The organism is Streptomyces sp. NPDC093094 (assembly GCF_044754345.1).
Taxonomy (GTDB): Bacteria; Actinomycetota; Actinomycetes; order Streptomycetales; family Streptomycetaceae; genus Streptomyces.
On the sequence record NZ_JBIVOX010000004.1, the window covers coordinates 396,705 to 419,363 of the forward strand.

The following is a 22,659-nucleotide window of genomic DNA, read 5'->3' on the forward strand; positions in this document are numbered from 1 at the left end:
CTGCTGGGAAGTGCGCGACGAGCCCATCGGCATCGTCGCCACCAGCCCCGCTTCCCTCCACCACGCACTGCTGTTCCGTCAGCTGACCGACGATCTGGTGCACTTCACCCATGGCACCGGCCTGGACGAGGACGCGCGCGCCCCGTTCGCCGCCCGCGGCATCCGCATCGTCGAGACCGAGGTGCAGGAAGCCGTCGACAAGGACGGCGCCCTGACCGGTCTGCGCCTGGTGGACCGCACCTTCGTCGCCCGGCGCGTGATCGCGGTGGCCACCCGGTTGCAGGCCCGCACCGAGGGCCTGGACGGGCTGAAGCTGCCGATGGAGGACCTGCCCGACGCCATGGGCCGCCGCTTCGCCTCCGCCATGGCCGGCACCACCGACGTCCCCGGCGTGTGGGCGGCGGGCAACGCCACCGACCCGACCGCGCAGGTCGGTGCGTCCGCCGCGCCCGGCGCCCTGGCCGGATCCCACATCGACGCTCTGCCGGCCGTCGCCGACACCGACGCGGCCCTCGCCGCCGCCCAGGCCGCGAACACCTCCGCCTGACACTCCGGTTGCCACAGCTGAACCGCGCGACTGCGCCCAGCGGTCCGCGCAACCTCCTGCTTCACCACCCCTTTGCGGCCGGCCCTGCGCCGGCGCGCTGATTCCGCATGCCCTTTCTGAGAGGAAACCATGAGCAGCAACCAGCCTCCCCAGGCGGCGGCCACGCCAGTGAACGGCGGAGGTGTGCCGGATGCGCGTCAGCTGCGCGCGATCCTGATCGCCGTGTCGATCGCGCTGATGGCCGTCATCGCGTCGGTGTCCGGCCTGAACGTCGCCCAGACCCACATGGCCGTCGAGTGGGGCGCCTCACAGACCACTGTCCTGTGGATCATCAACATCTACACCCTTGCCCTGGCCGCCCTGCTGCTGCCGCTCGGTGCGATCGGTGACCGATTGGGCCGCAAGCCCATGCTGATCACCGGACTGATCGTCTTCGGCGCGGCCGGCGTCGTCGCCGGGCTCGCCCCGTCGGCCGCAGTGATGATCGGCGCCCGTGTGGCCGCGGGCATCAGCGCCGCGATGATCATGCCGATCACGCTGGCCGTCATCACCTCGACGTTCCCCGAGGAGGAACGGGGCAAGGCGATCGGCGTATGGACCGGAGTCGCCGGAGGAGGCGGCATCCTGGGAATGTTCCTCTCCGCGTTCCTCGTGGACGTCGCGGACTGGCGGTGGCTGTTCGTGCTGCCCGTGATCCTGGTCGTCGTCGCGCTGGCCATGACCCTGAAGTCGGTGCCCGACTCCCGCGAACGCTCCACCCATTCCTTCGACACCGTCGGAGCGTCGGTATCCACCGTCGCCGTGATCGGACTCATCTTCGTCCTGCAGGAAGGCCCCGAGCGCGGCTGGACCGACCCCGTCTCCCTGATCGGCCTGGCCGTCGGCGTCGTCGCCGCCATCGCCTTCGTGGCCTGGGAACTGCACCGCCGCGACGCATCCCTGCTGGACGTACGCCTCTTCCGCGAGCGCGGCCTGGCCGGCGGCTCCGTCACGCTGCTCGTCGTCTTCGGAGTCCAGGCCGGCATCGCCGTCGTCCTCTTCCCGTTCTTCCAGGCCGTGCTGGGCTGGTCGGGCCTGCTGTCCACCCTGGCGATGATGCCCATGGCCATCATGATGATGACGACGTCCGGCCTGGCCCCCAAGACGGCCGCCAGGATCGGCGCCCGCTCCACCATGACCGTGGGCATCGCCCTGGCCACCCTCGGCCTGGCACTGATGGCGTCGTCCGTCTCCGTCGACGGTGGCTACCTGTCCGTCCTCCCCGGCATGCTCGCCATGGGCATCGGCATGGGCCTGTCGATGACGCCCTCCACCGAGGCCATCACCAGCTCCCTGCCCCGCGCCAAGCAGGGCGTTGCCTCGGCCCTCAACGACGTCACCCGCGAGTTCGGCACCGCCCTGGGCGTCGCGATGCTCGGCGCGCTCCTGGCCGACGGGTACCGCAGCGCCATCGACGACAAGCTCGGTGGCATCCCCCAGGGGGCCGCGGACACCGCACGCGAAGGCATCGCCAACGCCGTCGAGGTGGCCCCGAGCACCGGCAGCCACGCCCAGGACCTTGTCCACACCGCGCAGCAGTCCTTCGTCGACGGCTGGCAGCAGGCCATGTGGGCAGGCGTCGTCATCATGGGCATGCTGCTCGTCCACGTCGCTCTTCGCGGGCCGAGAAGCTCAGACCTCGCCATCGCGGACGAGACGGAGACCACGGAGACCGTCGCCGTCCGATGACCTCATGACAACGGGGCAGATCATCCGTCATCCGTCATCCGTCAGGCGTCATCCGTCAGGCGTCGCGATCCCGCGATGCCTGACGCCCCGGCCCGGCACACGGGCTTGAGCGGGGTTGCCGATGCTGCTTCCCGGCATGTGCCGGGCCGATGCGGACTTCCACGGCGGCAGGCAGCGCGGGCGCCCCGGTTCCCGCAAGGGCCCGCACAAGAAGCCACGTGGGCAGGGAACTTGCAACTTCGACATGGCTCGCAGAGGCAGCTACCTTCGTCTGGTCCTCGGCGGTCGCCCGCGGTCGCTCAGGGGGTTCCTTCGGGCTGGGCCTGCCGCGACGGGACGAGTCCATCGCGCCCCACGAACCCTCACCCCTGTGCGTAAGCCACCGGACCGGGTCCACGTCAGGCAGCCTCAACCAGAAAGAGACGCATGCCCCATCTTGCTCTGTACACATTCGGTGTCCTGAAGTCGCCTCTCGCCGATCCCGCACCTCTCACGCACGAGTTCTACGACATCGGTGAGGCCGTCTACCGGAAGATCGGTCAGCATCCCGGATACCTCGCGCGTGCTGAAGCGGCAGACGGTGACCGGGGCGCGCTCTTCGAGGCGGACTGGGGTGCATGGGGAGAGTTCGCCGTACCGACCTGGTACGGCAAGGGCCGTACGGCGGAAACCACCGCCCTGGCCACGACCCTCTCCCTCTGGACCGACCTGCGCCCCGCCTTCGACGCCGTCCACACCGGTCTGCACCGTGAGGCGCTGAACAGGCGTTACGACTGGTTCGAGAGGACAGGACACCCCAATTACGTGTTCTGGTGGGTGGCCGACGGCGTGATACCCACCTGGCGGGACGGGGTTTCCAGGCTGGAGCACCTCCACGGCCACGGCTCCGCGCCGTACGCCTTCACCTTCCGCGACTCGTTCGCCCCGGACGGAACTGCGACCAGGATCAAAGGCATCGGGCCGAACCGGTGAAGCAGGCAGTTCTCGGCCTCGTGCCGCCACCGGCCCCAGTCGATCAGCGGATACACCCTCGTCCGGCCGGGGAGCCTCGCGGTGGCGGAGCCGGCGGAACGGCGGCCTGCCTCACCGGCGTTGAAGCCCGTCACCTGACGGAAGGGACGCCCGTCCATGGCGGCGGCGAACCACCGGTCGCCGATGTCTTCCTTCGCACGCAGGACGGTGAACCGGCCCCGGTGGTGGGGTGACGGGTGTCGGTGAGGCGGATGCTGCCGCACATGCCCCCGTCGAGGGGGGGAGGTCGCCGTCGTCTTCAGAGGGCGGTTGACTCGGGCCCGTCGTCCCGCGGGCCGGCACTGTCCCACCGTCATTGCTGCGTCGTGCGGGAGCGGTGGGGCGGCAGGCGGAAGAGGCTGCCGAGCCGGTGCAGGGCGTGGGGGTCGCCGGACGCGGAGGCGGCGCCGGTTTCGATGGCACTGGTGAGGGTGAGGTGCTGCCCGGTCAGACGCAGGAAGGTTTCCTGGTCCATGGTGATGGTCGCGTCCGGGTGCTGGGCGGGCCCGTGCAGTGCTTCGATGCCGCCGTCGTCGATCCTGACGTGGAAGTGCTCGTCGTCGATGCGGAAGTCGTAGAGCGCGCGGAGCCCGGCTGCGGCTTCGGGATCGAAGCAGGCCCGCAGTCCCAGTACGGCCCAGGCGGGGCTGAAGGTGTCGGCCGGGCGTGGCTCCTCCATCGCCCACTTCAGTCCCCACCGGGCCAGTTCCAGGATCGCGGGGGCGAGTTCCTCACCGGCTTCCGTCAGGGCGTAGGCCGCCGTCCGCGCGGGCGGGGGGAGTGTCGTCCTGTGCGCCAGGCCCTCGCGTTCCAGGTGCTTGAGCCGGGCGGCGAGCAGTCCGGTGCCCAGTCCGCGCAGACTGCCCTGGAGGTCGCCGAACCGTTTGGGTCCGGTGAGGAGTTCGCGGATCAGTAGCAGTGTCCACCGTTCGCCGACGATGTCCAGGGTGCGCGCGGTCGCGCAGTACTGGTTGTACGTTCGCTGTTCCACTTCATCACTGTAGATGTCACGCCTCCTGTTCCCGGACCGGCCCGGTGGACGCGGTGTGCAGGAGGAGCGCGGCCAGCGTCTCGGGGTCCGTCAGGGGGACGTCGTGAGCGGCGTCCAGCGGCTGCGTCCTGTATCCCGCGGCTTCGGCGAACCGGTCGAAAGGGTAGGCGTGCGGCCGACAGCAGAGGGCTGTTCCGGGGATGCGGTTCACGGCCCCGCTCAGGCGCGTGGGCTCGGTGAAGGAGCGCAGCGGCTGCGGGCGCAACCGCTGCGCCAGCCAGACGGCGTCCGCGGGGTCCGTCACGCCGAAAGCCGATGGCGCAGGGGGCGGGACGACCCTTCCGGCGCCGCGCTCGTCGGCCGCCGCGTGCACGGCGTCGGCGAATGCCGGCGGGGCGAGGTCCAGCAGGCTTTCGCCGTGCGCTCCCGCCCACCCGTCGACGAGGACGATGTGGTCCACCAGGTCGGGCCGGATGTCGGCGGCCTCGCGGACGGCGAGGCCGGCGTAGCTGTGGCCGACCAGGAAGACGCTGTCCGGCCCGTGAACGGCGTCCAGAGCGGAGGCGACCTCCTCGGCGTGGTCGTGCAGCCCGGCGTCCGCGGCAGCGTTCAGATCGGGTGTGACGGTGCGGGCCCCCGCCCGGTGGAGCAGCGGGACGACCCGGTCCCAGGCCCAGGGGCCGTGCCAGGCGCCGTGGACGAGAACGAACGTGGTCATCGGGTCCTCCTCGTGGTCGCTCGCCCCCGATGCTAGATGTTGACTTCCAGATTTTGAAGTGTCAGATTCTGAATCAGGAAGCAAATGAGGGGAGTTGAGGATGAGCAAGGCTCTGTACACGGCACATGCGCACGTCACCGGTGGCCGGAGCGGCCGCGGGCGCACCACGGACGAAACGCTCGATCTCGTGCTGCGCCGGCCCAAGGAGTTGGGCGGGGACGGCGAGGGAGCGAACCCCGAGCAGCTCTTCGCGATCGGCTACGCCGCCTGCTTCGGCGCCACGCTCACACTGGTCGGACAGCGGAGTGGGCTCACGGCGGACGACGTGATGATCGACTCGTCGGTCTCGCTGATCCCGGGCGAAGACGGCCGGTTCGCACTGGGCGTCGAGATGCGCATCACCCTGCCCTCCGTCACCGACGAGCAGGCTGCCGGACTCGTCAGGACGGCACATCAGGTCTGTCCCTACTCCAACGCCACGCGCGGCAACATCGACGTCCTCCTCGTGGCCAACGGCAACCGGCTCTGACGGCCGCTCACGTCCCTTTGCTGACAGGGCCCCACGCGCCGAGCCCGGCACGCCACAGCGCCCGGCGCGTGCGGGGATGTCCGCCGAGCCGCTGACTCTCGGTGGACTCCTCGGGGACGTGGAAAGGGCGGCGGGCGCAGGCCGTTCGGCGAAGAAGCCGTAGCTGCAGTGCCCTTTCTCTGCACCGTGCCAAGGCGTCTGAAGCCGGCCGGGTTCGACCGTCGCACCGTGTCGGGATTCCGCATACGGTGCAGCGGATCGGAACCGGCCCGGCAGCCCCTCTGCTTCGAGTTCAGCCCGGTCCGCAGGGATCGAGCGCGGCACGAACCCGGTTGAGCCCTCCACTCTCCGGTGGTCCCGGTCGGGCATCCGGTCGTCCCGGCGCCGGCGCCAGGCCGGGAACATCGCCCAGTTCAGGGCGCGGCACCGGTGAATCAGGTCGTGGCCGGCCCCCGCACAGTGCTTTCCCGCTTCTCCGGGCGCGTGGGCGAGGCCGAACTCGATCGGCCCACGGCAGCAGGTGGCGAGGTCCACGAGAAGTGGTCCTCTCCTTGTGTCCAGGAGGTTGCCCGGATGCGGCTCGCCGTGCAACAGCCGGTCGCCGCCTTTGCCGGTGCTGATCGCGGCGCTCGGACCACTGAATGTGCCCCCGGGCTGCTCGCCCTCGTCCCGCCCTCACCTCACCCCGCCCCGCGCATTCTCGGCACGCTGCAAAACTGGCAGCGCCGCACATTCCTAAAAAAATCGATCTTCATCTGGCAAAACGATTGCACTCCGAACATCTTGACGGCCCGAAACCTTGGCCATAGCCTCGGCGAGCCCTGCGGGGTGCAGGGCGAGGGGACGTGCCACCGGGGGAACATCGTTGATCTCGTCCCAGGCGGGATGTCTTGTGTGCGCCCCGTTCTCTTCGGGGCCGGCCGGCATCTCGTGTGTGGTGAGCTGCGCCCGTCGGCGGTTCCTTTCCACCGGTCGAGAAGGCGAGGAACAGGTGAAGCAGCTCTTCAGGAAGCTCAGCTCCATGTTCGTGAGTCTCGTGACGCTCGTGTCGCTCGGGACGGTCGTGGTGATCGCCACTGCAGGCACGGCGAGCGCGGCGGACAACCGCTGTCTCAACAAGTACGGCAGCGGCTGGAACGCCGGCGGTTACCCCCAGTGGATGGGGGCAGTCCAGGCGACCAGGGCACGGGGAGTGCGCACGGTCACCGAGATCGACGGACCGAGCCTCTCGGACGGCAAGCCGGTGACGCTCTGGGAGAACCGCGGAGAAGAGCCCCAGCTCTGGTGCTTCCGTAACGAAGGAAGCGTGGGCGGGAACTCGTACTACCGGATCAGGAACCTCTACACCGGCAAGTGCATCGACATCCAGGGCCCGTGGACGGGTGACGGTGTCCGGGTGCACCAGTGGAACTGCAGTGGGTACGTGTACCAGAGCAGTCAGCAGTGGATCATGATCCCGCGGGGCACCAGATCTCTCGAAGGCTCGAACAAGACGGTCTACCAGTGGCAGAACCGCTACAACGGCGGCTTCCTCGATGTCGCCAACTACGCCACGAACAACGGTGCCTACACCCACGTGTGGCGCTACACCGGTGGGGACAACCAGCTCTGGTACTGACAGCTCTGGTACTGACGTCGCAAGCCGGTCCGCGCCACGCCGGGCAGGCCGGATCGGGAGCCAGGGCCCTTCGGGAGACGGGATCGAGGCCGAGGTCGGCCGCGGGACCGCAGCGGTCGTGTCTGTCCGGCGGTGAGCGAGCCCTGACCGGGGCGGCTTGATCGAATGCTCACGTCGGCCCACCGCCGAACGCCTGCATGCAAGGTGCTCGTAGTCGGACATCCGGCCCCCGTACACCGCTGTGGTGGCACGGGGGCCGTGGTCCTTCGCTGAGCTCGGCCGACCGTGCCCTCACGGACTCCTCCGGCTCTTCCGCAGCCTCCCGAGAAGCCAGGTCTGCCCACGTGCGCCTCATCGTCGGCGCAGAAGAAGGCTGTCTCCGAGGCGCCGGCGGCCCTGGAGGCACGTTCAATCGCGGCCAAGGCGGGGCCGGTCCTGAACTTGCTGCGCCGAGCCACTCCGTGAACTGGCCGTTCGTCAGTGACTCCCGAACCGTGCGTACGGCACTGCACAGCGCCAGGCCGTGTGCTCGAAGGTGGTGAACAGCGCGTCGAACTCATCGGCCGCGTCGGCGAACGGCGGCCCGTGGACGATGACCTCACCGGTGTCGAGACCCTCATGGACCCACGTAGCAGGGTACTTCGGTGCCGTCGTCTCGTCGAAGGCGGAGCCGTCCCCGGTCGAGGTGTCGATCGATCACAGGCCGCACAGACACGGGGGAAGCGTGGCGAGTTCCAGCAGGACCGCCTGCTGCGCCGCGTCCTGCATCCAGTCGATGTCACGCCGCTGCGCGGGCTGCTCCATCAGTTCGACGATCCTGTTGCTCCGATCGTACAGAAGTGCGTTCGTCACCGATCTCCTTCCGGACGAGCCCGCCCGTGTTCCGGGATCGGCGAGTTCTGTCACCCCGCCGTCATCGCTTCCGGCCGGGAGCCGGGCACAGGTGTGTCCCACCCGCAGGCGGGGGAGTGTGTGGAGTTTCCGGGGGAGACGGTTCTCCTGGCCGGAGGCCCATCCACCAGGGCTTCACCACGTCGGCGGCCCAACTGCCGAGCTCTGCCCTCAGGGTGGATTCTCGACAGGGTTGCTTTCGAGTCCGTGGAAGCCGGCGTCATGGAAGCAGTTCTCGCATTGGAACTCGTCCGGCGGCAACCGTCGAACGAACTCCTTGCACCTGACAAAACACCCTTCGAAAGGTTGGCACATGGTGGGGAAGGACGGCCACACGACCTTGAAGTTCATTCGGGAGTGCGCGGGATCAGGATCGTTCGTGCTGAAGGTGTGCGCAAATCCCTCCGACCGTTCATTGCGTCCTCCCACAAGGGGGCTGCATTTGACGGTGATCAGGCCCTCGTCATGAGGGGCGATCAGATCGGGACGGGCCTTTATGACGCAGGGGGATCCGTCGTCGCCGAATCGTGAGCCGGTTAGATCTTTGATGGTCAACGGTTTGGTGCCGGCGTTGTAGGCGCCGATCCCGTGAGTGGTTTCTATTTCTTCTCGTGCGTGCAGTTGCGGTTTTGGGAATTCCACCCAGGATTGAAGCGTCTCGTCCTCCTCGTGCGAGATGAAGCCGACGAACTCCAGCGCTTCGGGTTCGTTGTTTTTGATCTGAACCTGCCAGGGTCCGGAGGGGGCGCTGTGGGTGACCGTCACCAGGTATGTGTCTATGTCTTCGGCGGTACGGCGGCAAACGGCGGTTGCCACTGTCGCTCCCCCGCTTCCCGGGATGCCGACCGGGCCGGTGCCCTCGTCCACGGCCGTGGGATCGCCCATGCCCGCCTTGATCAGAAACGTCGGCGGTGAGCCGCCGTGTACGACGTTGGGGTGCAGATGTGCGATCACGCGGAGGAACGTCTGCTCGGCATTCAGCAGCACGACGAACTCGATCGGAGAGCTCTTCTGATTCTCGGTCAGGCGGATGGTCCGGAACGGTTTGAATACCATGATCTCTTCACCCTTGCTGCATGCGATCGAATACGCAGTCGTCCGAGGGCAGGCGTCAGTTCGTTCGCGGACGGTTCATCGGGAACCGTTGATCGTCCGCAGTTCAAGAGAAATAATGTCGGCCTCTTCTGCTCGCCTCTCAGAACGGGTCGGCCACGATCCGCAGGGTGGCGTGGTCGGCCTTGTCGTCGTTGGTCTTGAAAGTGTGCTCGAGGTTCATGCGGTTGAAGACGTTCCCACAGGTGAAGGCCAGGTGGTCGACGCCGTGCGGGGCGATCTCCGCCGGACGGTGGACGAGGACGACGGGGGATTCCTGTCCGCCGACCGGCGTTCCCGGACTGTCCTCGATCGTGAGCGTTCCGGGTCCCCAGTTCCGCACGGCGGCGAAGCCGCCCGGGCTCCCGCTGATGATCGACAGCTGGTCGTCCAGTGCCATCCAGGGCTGGAACGTGTCGTCGGTGATGTTCGAGTTGACCCAGACGAAACGCAACGTCTCATCGGCTCTGTTCTTGATGCGCAGCTTCCACGTGGTGCTCGACTCCGAGTGATTGACGACCGTCAGGAGGTAGATGTCATCGGGCAGGCGTCGACAGCTCGCCGTCCCTCCCTCCTTCGGCCCGGGAATGCCGACCTCGGTGCCGTCCGCGGCGACCGTGGTGATGAGGCCCTCGCCCAGCTTGATCCCGAAGGTCGGAGCGTCGCGCCCCAGCGGTGTGTTGTCGGTCCACAGCGCGATGAACCGCAGGAACATCGGCACGGGCTCGATCGGTACGTCGAACTTGATCAGCGGGCCGGTCTCGCCGGGCATGAGCGTCAACGGCTTGTCGGGGGGGAACATCTGGATCACGCTCATCGCATATCACCCAGTTCTCATGCCGGTGTGGAAAGTCCGTGCGCGGTGTTGCGGCAGCGGTTCGTGCACCGTGAACGCCGCCCCAGGGCCCTTCTGACGGATCTCCGCGGCGTCGCGACGCCCGGCACGCACGCACGCTCGCTCGCCGCACGGTGCGAAGGGCCGGATGGCTCCGCCGCACGGCCCTCCGCACCGCACGCCGGTCGCACGCACCGGACGCCGCTCCCGCTCCCACGGAGATCCATCAGAAGGGCCCTGCCTAGACGTTCCGGTGATCCGGCGGGACATCGAAGTGCTGGGCACCGCGATGCCCGCAGGTCTCGCACGGACCGCCGATGTCGAGCGGTGGCGGCACATAGTCCGGGCACCGCTCGCAGGCTCGGCAGAAGGCCGGTTCGTCGTCCAGCGAGTCGTGCGCGGAGGAGTGAGGCAGGACCTCGAACGACAGCGTCGTCCGTGCGCGGTTCATGTCGTTGGTGTCGAAGGTGTGGCTGAAGCGATCCGCGAAGCGGACCTGCTCGCACTCGACCACCAGCTCGTCCGTGTCGTGCGGGGCGATCGACGCGGGACGCCGCCGCAGGACCACCGGCGATCGTTCCGAACCCAGCCGGGTGCCCGGTGGATCGTTGACGGTCAGCGATGCGGTGCCCTGGTTCCGTACCGTGATCACGGTCTCGGGGTTCTCACCGTGCAGCGCCAGCAGACCGTCCTGGGATGTCGTGGCGCGCTCCAGCACCATCCAGGGCTGGAGAGTCTCTTCCTCGCAGTGCGACGAGACCCAGGCGAACCGCAAGGTCTCCGCGTCGTTGTTGGTGATGCGCAGGTACCAGGGGCCTGGGTTCTCCTCGAGCCCGGCCAGGGTGATGAGGTAGCTGTCCAGGGGCAGCCGCTGGACCTCGGCCAATGCCGCGATGTCGCCCTTGATCTCCTGGATCTCGACCTTGCCCGTCCCGGCGTCCACGGCGGTGAGCTGGCCGTCACGGCCGGACTTGAGCTCGAACGTCGGGGCACGTCCGACGAGCGGACGGTTGTCGCGCCAGAGGGCGATCACGCGGATGAACATCTCGGTTGCCTCGAGGGGCACGACGAACGGGACGAGCGGCCCGGTCGCGCCCCCGCGGATCTCGATCGGCTCTCTCTCCGGCAAGAGTTGGAACACCATCGGTTCTCCTCAGGACATGGGCGGTCACGTGAGTTCGGCGATGTCGGCGTAGATGAGGCGCCCCGGGTCGCCCGCCGCCCCGGGGACGGACTCGGTCTCGGTGACGGCGATACGCATCGGCCGTCCGTCGGTGGGCCGCAGATCGAGTCCGAGGCTGTCGCTCAGCCGTCCGGTCGCCTGGGCCAGCACGGTCCAGCCCGACGGCCCGATCAGGCCGTCCCGGGCCGCACGCGGGTCACCGGCGAAAGCCTGCAGCTCGGCGCGGACCGCGGTGAAGGGAGACCCGGTCGGCCCCGGACCGCTGAGGACGGCCTCCGCCCGGCTGGAGGTGCGGGTGATGACGAGTTCGCGCGGCGGGAGGAGCTGGACCGGCTCGATCGCCAGCGGCGGCGACAGCCGCTGGTCGCGGTCAGCGGTGTTCGCCTGGTAGCGGGCCAGCGCCAGTCGGACGAACGGGCGGTACGAGGCCGCAGCCAGGGGGGAGAGGTCGAGGTCGGCGAACCAGCAGTCGACGTCCTCGTCATAGCTCGAACGGGGGTCCAGGGGGCTGACCATCGCCACGACCGGGACACCGCCCAGCTCCGCGAGGTTCACTGTCTCGGCGACGGTCGCGCGGACGTGGGTCTTGTCGAGGACGGCGGACGGTGTCGCGGTGGCTCGCAGCGGGTCGCGGCCGGCCAGGCTGAGATGGCGTCGCTGGCGGTCGGTGGGCGAGGCCGACGACTGCGGCCAGACCAGGACGGCGAGCGCCTCGTCGACGCCGGTGACGAACCATGGCCGTCCGAGGACGACGCGCAGGCCGCCGCCGCTGCGCGAGGACCGGATCACTGCCCCGCCGCTTTCACGGGACCGGGTCCACCGCACGCTCGGCACCACGTAGCGGACCTCCGGCGCCGGAGGCCGGGCCGTGCTCGCCACGTCGGTGGCCTCGAGTGTCCTGGTGACCGTGCATGCCCGCGGATCCTGTGCGGTGACCCGGCCGAAGTATTCGCTGAAGCGTGAGATGGCCGTGACCGTGTAACGGACCTTCCGTCGCCGCGCGTCGCCGAACTCGTGGCGCATCAGCGGGAACGCGCCGTCGGGTGGCTTCAGGAGGAGCGGCTTGTGCGCGATCTCGAACGAGCCGACGTTCGCCACGACCCGCCTCGACACCGGCGGTTCGGGAGCGATGTCCTCGACGTCGGTCCATTCGGCCTGTACGTCGATCCGCCCGGTGCTGCGCACGTCGATGTGGAACGCCGATGTCTCCAGCTCGGCATCCGTGTCGCCCATGCGCCGGGCGGCGAGGAACCGGCCGGTGGGGTGAGCCAGGGGGCGTTGCACCGCGTGGACCATGGTGACCGTGCGCGGCGGGCTGACGAGCGGGTTGCGGCCGTGCTCCGCGTCGACGTTGACCGGGTTGCTCGGATCCTGCGTGGCACCGGCCCAGTACGGGATGCCCAGATCCGGGACGGCGAGCATGGAAGGGCACGAGGGGATGTCGACGGTGACCTGCTCGGCCGGGCCCAGCGAGACCGTGAACGTGCGCGGGCCGAGGCCGGGGCTGCGCCTGATGGTGCACCCGCCGGCAGCCGGCTCGACCCGTAGCGCGATGGGCTCCATGTCGGGCCAGGTCCCCCGCCACAGGCTCTGCGATTCTTTCGAGTCGAACCCGTCGGCCGTTCCCGGATAGCCGGTGTCCGGATCGGTCGGCCGCGGCCGGTTCTGGAGGTTGACCCAGACCGTCCCGCGGTCGGCGAGCCAGGGCGGCTTCGGGAACGGGGGGTCGGCGGGGGCGACCACATAGGTTCCTGACCCGTCCGAGGCGCTCTCGTGCCGCGCCCCGGCGATGTCTCCGACGTCCTTGTCCGCGCGTGTCGCGATCTCGAACTGTTTGCGGACCTCGTCCATGTCGACACCCGGTCCGAACGCGCTGCTGAAGGCCCCGTTGTACTGCAGGGCCAGTTCGAGCGAGCTTTTCGGGGGGAACAGGTACCGGAGCTCGGCGGCCGGGTAGCCGTGCGCTGCGGCGTAGGCGGCCGCGTCGGTGCCGCGCTCGGTCCGGACGGCCATGCGGTGCGGCCCGGCGCCGTCGACGTAGGCCGCGGTCGGCACCAGGGCCGGTGCCGGATGGGGCTCGAAGCGCCGATGGACGATCTTCTCGGTGGCGTCCTCCGCGCCGGGCTGGTCGCGCCGCAACCCGCCGCCGGCGAGGTCGACCAGCCGGGCCCGGAACCGGTAGGTCGAGCCGAACTTCAGCCGGGGCAGCGACCCGGGCTCGGTCTCGGTGGCCATGGTGAACGGCGACGGCTCGGCCGCGACCGGATCGACCACCCTTTCGGGGCGGGGCACCACCTGGCTCCAGCCGTCCCAGCGGGCCACGGTCTGGTGGATGTAGAGCGCGGCGTTCGCACCGGGGCTTGTCGTCGCCGAGCCGATGCGGACGAAGCCCTCGTCCAGCAGGCCGGGCTGACCGGCCTCGGAGGGGATCGTGACCCCGCCGACGGTGTAGCGGGCCCGGCGCCGGCACAGCGAGTGCCACCGTCCGGCGGCGAAGACGTCGAGCCGGTACCCCGCGACCAGGTTCTCCGCCGTCAGCGGCGAGCCCACGAGCTTTTGCGCCGTGTCCCGGTCGCCTGCCCGTTGCAGCCGCGCGAGGTGCTCCTCCCGACGGTTGCGTTCGACCAAGGCGAAGCCGGTGGAGCGCAGGGCGGGCAGGCCGGCGGCCCCCGCCGCCTCCGGCGGCACCTGGCCGCGGTCCGACTGGGCGACGCTGACCATACGCAGCGCCGCGCTGTCGACGTCGAACGGCATGATCGTGTAAGGGGAGTTCGTGGGTGTGCCCGCCAGGGTGACCTTGGCCAGGGGCAGCATCCCCTGGGGACGTGTGGTCCCCGCCGGTGACGGCATCAGCGGGACGAACCGGGAGCCGACCAGCGAGTAGGCGGTCGTCGGCCGGAGATCGTCCTGGCGTGCGTCGGCCCAGCCTGCCGGGGCGGCGAGGTCGGGAACGGGCCACTTGGGTTCGAGGCGGATGTGGGCGGGGCCGTCCAGGGAGGTCAGCTCGGTCACCGGTACCGCGAAGTCGACCACCAGGCCCAGCGTGCGCAGCAGGAGGGGGTGACCGGCCAGCCGGGCGACGACGTCGTGGAAGTCCAGGGCCGGGGCCGCCTCCTCGTCGGCGTGTGAGGTGAGGCCGGCCTCCTCCCGACGGTAGAACTGGTAGGCCCGCACCAGCGGTGGTGTGTCGGCTTCGTCGGTGTCGTGGTCGGACAGAACCGCCGCGGCCTGCCAGGTCCGCGCGATCTCCCGCAACGCCGCCTCCCGCTGGGCGCGCTGCCGGTGGTCGCGGGCGCCGGTTCGGGCGAGGGCCCGTGTGGCCCGGGCGTACGCCTGCTTGATCTCCGCGCCGGCCTCGTCCGCCGGGAAGTCCCGGACCTGGCGATCCCGATAGGTGGCCGGTTGATGGGGCCGGACCGGCATGGAGGCGGGAAACATCGTCTGCCAGGCGGACAGCTGCTGGTCCGGCGTGCAGATCGGCCGGCCGTCCTCGGAGGTCATCTGGACCCGGGTGAGCGTGAGCGGCCGGTCGCCCCGGTGCGCGGCGAAGTTCATGTTCTTCAGGCGGGAGGGCCAGGTCTGCATACCGAACTGTCCGACGGTCGGCGTGGTGCCGGGCGGGGCGAGCAGCCGTGGGGTGAGCAGCACCGAGAACAGCGCCCGCTGTCCTCCGGTGGTCTCCGTGCGGCCGCTGGGCAGGACGGTCCAGACGAACTGACGGGTGAGGGCGAGTGCCATGGTCACTCCCGTGTGAATGCCTGGCAGTAGGTGTGCCAAGGGAACGACGATCCGACCGGACCCCACGCCTGCTGCACCGGGGACGGACCCGCGGCCGCGAGGGCGTCCCTGTCGCTGAGGGCCACCGTCTCGTCCGATCCGGTGAACGTCTTCTCGCACGTGATCTCGACCGAGGTGGACCAGAAGGTGAGGTCGACCGCGATGATGAGCCGGGCCCTGCCGCGCAGGACGTTCGGTTCGACGTAGGTCAGGCTGATCGTGAGCTCGACGGAGACCGAGACCAGGCCGAGGACGCGGACGGATCCACCGATGCGCAGGTAGCCGGTGACTTCGACTCTGCTGCCCTGTTTGGTGAACACGACGCCGCCGAAGACGTGCACCTCGCCGCGGGCGACACCGAAGTCCATCGCCACGGCGGCGCCGAACTCGATGCCGCCGACGAATCGTTCCAGGCCGGAGTCGTTCCCGCCGGCCCGGATGCCCAGCTCCAGGTAGCCGCCGCCGCCGAATCCCATCACGGTCACCAGGAACGGACGGTCCCGGGTTCCGAAGGCGAAGTCGACCGTCACCGGATCGTCGCCGAGCGACAGGGTGACGCCGGCCTGCAGCAGCAGGTTCTGCAGGACGAACACCCCCAACTGCGGCGGTGGGGAGACGTCGAGGGCGTAACGGACCCGTACCTCGCGGGCGCCGACGTCGACGGTGGGCGCTTTGCTGCCGATGCCCGGGAGGTAGGTGCTGAGCTTCTGCACGAACTTCAGCTGCTGGCCGAGCCGCGCCGAGGTGATCTCGAGCGTGGTCTGCGGCAGTCTGTCCGGTTCGGCGTGGAACCTCAGGGCGGCGAACCCGAGCTTGAGCAGGTACTTTTCCTCCTTGGGGGAGGGGATGCCGATCGCGAAGTCGGTGACGGTGCCGTCGGTCGTGCTCCGCGGCCGGCCCTCGACCAGCTCCGTCCGCACGTCGAGCGTCACCGTGCAGCCGGCCATGGGTTCGAAGGGGCCACCTCTCTCGCCGGTGAGGCGCTCGCTCCAGTGCAGGGTGGCTTTCGGTGTGGGGGTACGCGACCAGGTGATCGCCGGACGCCCGGTGACCTGGCCGATGATGTCCACCAGGGGTACGACACCGAGCAGCTTGGCGCCGCGGTCGAACAGCTTCGTCGGGTCGGTGGGCAGGTTCGCCACCGTGGGACCGGCGCGATGAACCCGGTCCACGGCCATGGACGGCGCGGCCGCGACACCGGCACGAGCGGCGGCGAAGTTCAGAAGGACCTTGGGGAACTGAAGCAGGACCTCCGGCACCGCCCCGGTCTGTGCGGCCTTCGCCACATCCGGCGCCAGTGTCGCGCGGATGGTCTGGTGCTGGCCCAGCAGCTGCTGCACGGCGGGGAGGGTCACCTCGAGCCCGGCGATCCGGGGATGGAACGCCGTGCCGCTTCCGATTCTGGTGGCTGCGAGGGTGATTGACCGGACGTGCTGTTCGGTGCGCTCGACCGCCTCCACGACCTCGTCCGCTCGTCGGCGCACCACCAGCGGAACGGCCCGGTCGACGACGGCCGTCGGGGGAACGGGGGCGGCTTCGAGATCCTCCCGCGGCCCGCCCGCGTACAGGGTGTTGAGGTGCCCGACGTCGGTGCCCTTCTCGGCGAAGAGCAGGGGCAGGTGCAGGGGAATGACGTCACCGGCGGAGGACGCGCGGACTGTGAACAGCACCGGGCGGCCGTCCCGTGTCAGCCAGAAGGCGCGGGCCCCGGATTCAGGCCGGTCGAGCGGGGTCACCAGCACGGGGTCGATCGCGACCTGGTGGAACGGGAACTCGTGCTCTTGAGCGACCTTGATGTCGTAATCGCGGACGGGCTGTGTGACGACCAGGGTGAGGGTGCGGTGCAGTCCGGCCACCCCGGTGCCCGGGTCGAACTTCCGCTCGGTCACCTCCACGGTGGAGGCTTCGTGCCCGAAGGGGAACAGGACGCCGCGCTGCAGCAGCCGGACGTAGACGTCGCGCCCCATCGCGATGCGGTGGGTCCATTCCAGGTCCGGGTAGCTCACCGAGCCGGAGAACGATGCGCCGCACGTGGTGAGGACGAGTTTGTCGACTGCGACAGGCGTACCGGGGTGGTTTTGGCCCTGGGCGGCGATCTTCTTGACGCTGTCGCCGAGCGGGGTGCTGTCGGCGAACGGCGTCTCCAGCGGCAGGCTGGCGAAGGGGAAGACTGCCGAGTACGCGTGCGAGCGCGGTGCCGGCGCCAGAATCCGGGTGTGCCACATCGGGGTGACGCCGTCGCTGCTGGTCGCGGGGCGGTGGCGGTGCCGGCAACGGGCCTCGTGCTCGACGGCGAGCAGCAGCCGCCACGGCAGCTCGAGCGTGCTGGCCTTTCCCTGCTCGCGTGGTGTGCCGACCAGCTTCAGCTCGTTCGCCGCGGCGAGTACGCCCTCGACGGACAGGGGGATGACGTGACCGGACGGCACGAGGAAGTGCAGGCTGGACGGCCCTGCCGGTCGCCCTTGCGCCGAGGGCGAGCCGACCACGCTCTCCGCGACGTGCTGCGGCTGCAGGTCGACGATCAGGCGGCCTTCGCCTGTGGCGACCCATTCCGTGACCCCTGTGGTGCCGGTCCGTTCCTGCAGACCCGTCGAGCGGATCGTCAGCGACACGAGATCGCTCGGGCGCAGGACCGAGTACCGCTCTGTGGCAGCCATGTCAGACGCTCCCAGCTGTCCGAGACGGTGGTGACGTAGGCGCTCGCGGGCTCCGGGACGTGCGAGCGATGCGGCACGCCGAGCCGCGCCGAGTGCCGGACCGGCTCCGGCGGCGGGCTGCCCTGACCGGAGCCGGGACGTCGGCCGTGAAGGTGCTGCCGACCCGCACGAGGGCGCGCGGGCAGCCGACGGTCCCCCCGCCTCCCGGCAGCAGGTCCGAGGTCTCGACGGGGATCTCGTCGGAGTCCCACGTCAGGCTCGCGCCGGGGGTGGTTCCCTCGGCCTTCTGGATCTCGTTCTGCACGACGGCCGTCTGGGAGTCGTCGAGGTCGCCGCCCCTGGTCGACGCCCGGCCACTCAGGGCTGCTGTCACTGAGTTCGCATGGTTCCAGTGCCACGCGTGGTCGCCGAGTTCGAGTGCCATCCTTGCCTCCAGTGCGAGATGCAGCCTGCTGCATTGCGGCATCCGGCGAGAGCTTCTGACGCAACTGCCATGCTTCCGGGGCGAGTTCTGACCCTGTCCGACCGCTCGTTCTGATGTGCAGCTCAAGCGGCTCATTCGGCCTGCTGCTTGAGCAGTTCCGAGCGGCAGGGGTGCGAAGACGAAGTAGTAGGTGGTGGAGGCCACTTGACCGCCGGCGGTCACAGGTCCGGGGTGGAATCCCGGGACTGCGGCGGAGAGTTTCTGGTTTTCCCGCACCTCGACAGGCCGGCCCGGAAACCCTGTGACACTCGGCTCGGTCGTCACTTCCGAGGCGGCTCTGGAGCGCGTCCTCGACGCACACCATCAGTCTGGCATGCCCTTCGGGGGAGCGCTCGTGCCGGTGACGGCGTGATGACGTCGGAATGACGCCCGTTTCCCACCGCCGACATCGGATGCACGTCACGTGGGTCCACTTGAGTTTGAGCGGACCCCGCTGCGCTCTGGTTCTGCCACACGTGGTGACGGCCGGTGGACGCCGCTGCCGAGTGGCGCCCACCGGCCTTGCCTCTCCCGGACGTTCAGCTCAGGAAGGGAGTTCTCCGCTTGGGTCGGCGTGGTGCTTGGCTGCTCTTTCCAGCAGCTCGTTCGGCGGTGCTGCTTGAGCAGTCCCGATCGGCAGGAGTGCGAAGATGAAGTAGTAGGTGTTGGGGTCCACCTGGTCGCTGTTGGTCACGGGTCCGGGGTGGAATCCAGGGGCCGTGGCGTAGAAGTTCTGGTTTTCTCCCACGCCTACGACATACCAGCCCGGATATCCACTGACCGGTGAGGAGGCGTAGCCGGGAAACGTGACATTGGCCGTAGGGAAGCTGGCTCCGAGGCCGGCGTTGTAGACGTAAGCGAGGTAGGTCATTTTTTGCTTCCTCCGAAATCTCATCCATGAGTCCGGTGCTGCTTCTTCATGGGCGGCAGCCGGCTGTCGTCGATGTGATGCGCCAGGAGGCGTCGGGGGCTGATTTTTCACCCCCGCAGGATTGCTCCGCGGTGCGGACCTGTCGCGATGGCGATGGGCGAAAGAGTCCGGCTGCAGGCCGTGCAGTTCATTTGATCCGCACGGAGTTGTGTGATTGGAAGAACCCATTCCATTCCGTGTAGATGCCGCGGTCGCAAAGGTATGGGTTGGTGATCGGAATACCCGAGTTGTCGGTGCGGCGAGCCATGTTCTCTGCCATCTTGTGTGACCAATGGCCGCCGATGTCCAGGCGGTAGAAGTGGAAATCCCTGACACCTGTGGAGAAAGCGCCCGTCACCATGGCTACGATGACACGGTTGTTTCCTTCGGGCTGGCAGGTGCCCCAGACGTTCAGTCCGTCTTTGAACACTCCGGCCGCCACTTCGGAGCCGGTCACCCAAGGTGAGATTTGAAACCCGTGATAGCGTCCGGGCTTCGCTCGGGTGTCGGTCCGGATGTTCACGGCGTAGTTGTAGCAGTTGTTGTACGGCTGGACGCTCGATTGGTTCCAGAAGTCCGGCTGAAATGGCGCAGCATCCCAAGCGCAGGTTGCAGATCTTTGATTCAGTTCTCGCAACTGCTTCTCGGCCTCTGCGGCGAGTCCGTCGTCTTCCTGCCGGTAGAGCGGCTCGAAGGTCTGCGTCTCGGTGAACCCTCTTCGGGTGGCACGGCTGATCTCTTCTCGGGCGGTAGCCCGCATCGCGAGCCAGTACTCCTTTGTTTCGGCATCTGTTACGTCGGTGTCGTGCGATCCGTGTGGCGCCGTATCCAGGACTCGGTCCGCCAGACCGGCGCTCGCGAAGGGGTCCTGGGCGCCGCCTCCTGCCAATTCGAAACTCGAGGGAAGGCCGGCGATCTTGACATCGCTGGTGAAGTCCACCTTGATGCCGCGGAACCCGAGCCCCGTGAAACCGCTGCCTATGTCGCCAAGCGCACTCTGATGCCGAGCGAAATCCTCGACTGTTTCACGCTCCTGATCGAGGTCCCGGACCTCCCAGCAGGGATTGTTGCGGCCAGAGAAAATGTCAAGCGTTATACGTATCGACATGGCTTGCGGATCTTTCGTGAATCGACCTCGAGGGCGATGTGGTTCGGCAGCCTTGCAGCAACGCTGCAGAGGGTGGGTTCACGCCGCACGATGGTCAGATGCCGAGCGGGCCGGTGGCGCTCGACCCGGTCGCCGCTTTTCATGATCTGCACCGCGAGTGCGGTGCGCAACCGCAGAGGATCATGGTCTCCGCGGCCTGGCCCACGAGCGGGCCGACGGGGCGCTCGGACAGCATGCGCCTCATGTCGACGGTACGAACGGGGCGTCACTCCAACGTCATCGGCTCGTGACCGGCACGAGGGAATCCGCCATGAGCGTGCCTCGTCGGTCATGTCCAGGGCCGGCTGTCACTTCTCCATGTGTTCCGCCTGGGCGGGGATGGCGCAGGGGCCGCGGCGCCTGTGCACTGCCGCGACACACGCCGAGGCATCCCCGCCCACGAGGAACCCGGTGTCGTCGACGATCGACGCCTCGGGCCGGAAGGCGTCCCGCATCGTCCAGGCCGGGCGTTCTGCCTGCCTACAGCTGGGCCGAGGCGAACCCGGTCAGCAGGACGGCGGTGCCGCCGATCTCACCGATGATCAGTGCTTCGCGTGCACCGAGCAGGCTGGGCCTCAGATCGCGCATCTGGTTGTCGGTGCGGGCCTGGATCCCGAGCCGCACGTAGTTCGAGATCGTCAGGGTGAACATGCCTATGATCGCCGCGGCGGCGGTGATGTTCACCGCGGACGGCCAGCCGGAGAACTGGACGAGCGGTGCGACGACGGCCGACGTCGCGAAGGAGTACATCAGTCCGGCGTTGTGCGCGACGTTGACATAGCGGTGTGCCGTTCCGTCCGGGGACGATAGCGACTGCTGCCACTTCCATACCCCGACCACCAGTGATGCGATGAAGAGCAGGCCGGCGGCGAAGAGGACCCAGGCTGTTTCCGGGCGGATCATTGCGTACCTCCGAATGATGCAGGAAGCTGCCCGCCCCCGGGGGGACGGGCAGCCTTCTGCGGTCTGTGACGTCGGGTTGTGCTGGGGGCTGCGGCGAACGGTCGTGGTGTCCGGTGGCCGTGCGCGGTCCGTTTCCCGCAGCCGTACCGGCGGGTTCGGCCCGTTACGCGGGTGGCGGACGCCGGTGGCCTGTTGTGCCTGTCACCTCGTGAGCCAGTTCAGGAACTGGCTCCACCGGCCTGTGCCCTCGGGCTTGCGCGCGGTGCCGCGCTGTTCGGTGTGCCCGTCTGCGGGTGTCCGGCCCGGGGCGTGCACCCGGTCGGGGGGCGGGAGCGGGGTGAAGCGGGCCGGGAGCGCTGTGAGGCCGCGGGTGAAGGGCCCGGGGCGCCACGTCAGGCTGTTCTCGGGAACGGCGGGTTCGACGTCGGGGATCTTGTTGAGGATGTTCTCGACGGCAGCCATGGTGATCTGCCGTGCGGGGTCCTTCGAGGGGCAGGCGTGCGGGCCCGCGCTCCATGCCAGGTGTGACCGGTTGCTGCCGGACTGCCGTGCGGCGGTCACTGCCGGGCTGGTGTTGGCGGCGGCGAAGCTGACCATGATCAGGTCGCCGGCCTGGAACTTGTGCCCGGCGAACTCCATGTCCGCGGCGGGGTAGTGGGGTGCGAGGTTGGGCACCGGGGGGTTCTCCCACAGGGTGTCGTCCATCGCCTCGTCGATCAGTCCGCCCTGGTGGGCGTACTCGTCGTGGGTGAGGATGCGGTGCAGGGTGTTGCCGATCAGATTGCGCAGCGGATCGGCGCCCGCCCCGAGGAGCAGGGAGAGCTGATAGACCATCTCCTCGTCGCTCAGGTCGGCCTCGTGCTGCATCAGCCACGAGGTGACGTCCTCCCCGGGGCGGCTGCGTTTGAGAGCCACGAGTTCACCGACGGCGCCGAACAGGACCTCGGCGGCCCGTTCGGCGTTGATGCCGTCGAACATTCCGGAAATACCGAACAGGATGCGGTCGCCGATGTCGGCGGGGCAGCCGAAGAGTTCGTTGAAGACGAACAGCGGAAGCTGCTTGGCGTAGTCGGCCATCAGGTCGGCGGAGCCGCGGGAGCCGAACTGGGAGATCAGGTAGTCCGAGATCTGTGTGGTGCTGCGGGCCAGCCGATGGGTGTCCACGCGTGCCATGGTGTCGGTGATGGCCTGCCGCAGCCGCAGATGCTCCACGCCGTCGCTGAACATGGCGTTGGGGCGGTAGGCGAGCAGCGGGACGACGGGGCTGTTCGGCGGGATCAGCCCCTCGTTGAAGGCCCGCCAGCGGCGCGCGTCCTTACGGAAGGCGCCGTTGTCCTGGAGCAGACGCAGCGCTGTCGTGTAGTCGGTGACGAGCGTGGCGTCGACGCCCGGGGCGAGTTCGACGGGTGCGGTGGGGCCGTAGTGCCGCAGATAGGTGTAGTACGCGTGCGGGTCGGCCGCGAACTCCGGCCCGTACAGGGGTATTCGCCCGCCGACGGCGTGGGCGGGGCATCCGGGCGGGGGCACCGGGGTGTTGGCGTCCATGACGGCTTGCTTGCTCCTGGGGGCAGGGTCCGGGGGGTGGACCGGGGGCGGGTGTTCAGGGCGACGGTCGTGCGTCGGGTCGAAGGTTACGACGTGCGGGCCGTCGTGCAGACC

The 22,659-nt window shown here is 68.9% G+C and carries 16 protein-coding genes and 1 pseudogene; 5 read left to right on the top strand and 12 right to left on the bottom strand.

Annotated elements, in window-relative coordinates:
- Positions 1-4 precede the first annotated feature (4 nt).
- From ACIQGV_RS10425 to ACIQGV_RS10435, 3 genes and pseudogenes are all read left to right on the top strand, one after another.
- Positions 5-547 (top strand): annotated as a pseudogene (locus tag ACIQGV_RS10425) (NAD(P)/FAD-dependent oxidoreductase); the annotation flags it as partial.
- Between the two features lie 129 nt (positions 548-676).
- A complete protein-coding gene (locus ACIQGV_RS10430) occupies positions 677-2,275 on the top strand; it encodes an MFS transporter (protein WP_402492983.1) in 1,599 nt (532 codons plus the stop codon).
- Positions 2,276-2,701: 426 nt separating this feature from the next.
- Positions 2,702-3,247: a DUF3291 domain-containing protein gene (locus tag ACIQGV_RS10435; RefSeq protein WP_402492984.1), complete on the top strand. Its 546-nt coding sequence runs from the start codon at positions 2,702-2,704 to the stop codon at positions 3,245-3,247.
- Between the two features lie 352 nt (positions 3,248-3,599).
- Here the strand turns inward: ACIQGV_RS10435 and ACIQGV_RS10440 are convergent, their stop codons facing one another.
- Both ACIQGV_RS10440 and ACIQGV_RS10445 read right to left on the bottom strand, forming a co-directional pair.
- On the bottom strand, positions 3,600-4,277 hold the full coding sequence (locus ACIQGV_RS10440) for a winged helix-turn-helix transcriptional regulator (protein WP_402492985.1): 678 nt from the start codon (positions 4,275-4,277) through the stop codon (positions 3,600-3,602).
- Positions 4,278-4,293: 16 nt separating this feature from the next.
- Positions 4,294-4,995, bottom strand: coding sequence for an alpha/beta fold hydrolase (locus tag ACIQGV_RS10445; RefSeq protein WP_402492986.1), 702 nt, complete (start codon positions 4,993-4,995; stop codon positions 4,294-4,296).
- A gap of 100 nt (positions 4,996-5,095) precedes the next feature.
- Between ACIQGV_RS10445 and ACIQGV_RS10450 the strand changes: the two genes are divergently transcribed.
- Both ACIQGV_RS10450 and ACIQGV_RS10455 read left to right on the top strand, forming a co-directional pair.
- Positions 5,096-5,524, top strand: coding sequence for an organic hydroperoxide resistance protein (locus tag ACIQGV_RS10450; RefSeq protein ID WP_402492988.1), 429 nt, complete (start codon positions 5,096-5,098; stop codon positions 5,522-5,524).
- A 991-nt stretch (positions 5,525-6,515) separates the two neighbouring features.
- Positions 6,516-7,142: an RICIN domain-containing protein gene (locus tag ACIQGV_RS10455; RefSeq protein WP_402492989.1), complete on the top strand. Its 627-nt coding sequence runs from the start codon at positions 6,516-6,518 to the stop codon at positions 7,140-7,142.
- A gap of 696 nt (positions 7,143-7,838) precedes the next feature.
- Here ACIQGV_RS10455 and ACIQGV_RS10460 read toward each other — a convergent pair.
- From ACIQGV_RS10460 to ACIQGV_RS10505, 10 genes are all read right to left on the bottom strand, one after another.
- Positions 7,839-7,994, bottom strand: a complete 156-nt coding sequence (locus ACIQGV_RS10460; protein WP_402492991.1) for a hypothetical protein — start codon at positions 7,992-7,994, stop codon at positions 7,839-7,841.
- Between the two features lie 210 nt (positions 7,995-8,204).
- Positions 8,205-9,089 (bottom strand): hypothetical protein, encoded by an 885-nt coding sequence (locus tag ACIQGV_RS10465; protein WP_402492993.1) that lies wholly within the window; start codon positions 9,087-9,089, stop codon positions 8,205-8,207.
- A gap of 139 nt (positions 9,090-9,228) precedes the next feature.
- Positions 9,229-9,942 carry a hypothetical protein gene (locus ACIQGV_RS10470; RefSeq protein WP_402492994.1) on the bottom strand — a complete coding sequence of 238 codons (714 nt, stop codon included), beginning with the start codon at positions 9,940-9,942 and terminating at the stop codon, positions 9,229-9,231.
- A 259-nt stretch (positions 9,943-10,201) separates the two neighbouring features.
- On the bottom strand, positions 10,202-11,104 hold the full coding sequence (locus ACIQGV_RS10475; RefSeq protein WP_402492996.1) for a hypothetical protein: 903 nt from the start codon (positions 11,102-11,104) through the stop codon (positions 10,202-10,204).
- 24 nt (positions 11,105-11,128) lie between these two features.
- Complete coding sequence (locus ACIQGV_RS10480) at positions 11,129-14,881, bottom strand: hypothetical protein (protein WP_402492997.1); 3,753 nt, start codon at positions 14,879-14,881, stop codon at positions 11,129-11,131.
- A 2-nt stretch (positions 14,882-14,883) separates the two neighbouring features.
- Complete coding sequence (locus tag ACIQGV_RS10485) at positions 14,884-17,577, bottom strand: hypothetical protein (protein WP_402492998.1); 2,694 nt, start codon at positions 17,575-17,577, stop codon at positions 14,884-14,886.
- A 1,007-nt stretch (positions 17,578-18,584) separates the two neighbouring features.
- Positions 18,585-18,911 carry a hypothetical protein gene (locus ACIQGV_RS10490; protein ID WP_402493000.1) on the bottom strand — a complete coding sequence of 109 codons (327 nt, stop codon included), beginning with the start codon at positions 18,909-18,911 and terminating at the stop codon, positions 18,585-18,587.
- Positions 18,912-19,098: 187 nt separating this feature from the next.
- Complete coding sequence (locus tag ACIQGV_RS10495; RefSeq protein ID WP_402493002.1) at positions 19,099-20,058, bottom strand: hypothetical protein; 960 nt, start codon at positions 20,056-20,058, stop codon at positions 19,099-19,101.
- 519 nt (positions 20,059-20,577) lie between these two features.
- Positions 20,578-21,000: a hypothetical protein gene (locus ACIQGV_RS10500; RefSeq protein WP_402493004.1), complete on the bottom strand. Its 423-nt coding sequence runs from the start codon at positions 20,998-21,000 to the stop codon at positions 20,578-20,580.
- Positions 21,001-21,201: 201 nt separating this feature from the next.
- Positions 21,202-22,545 carry a cytochrome P450 gene (locus tag ACIQGV_RS10505; protein WP_402493005.1) on the bottom strand — a complete coding sequence of 448 codons (1,344 nt, stop codon included), beginning with the start codon at positions 22,543-22,545 and terminating at the stop codon, positions 21,202-21,204.
- Positions 22,546-22,659 lie beyond the last annotated feature (114 nt).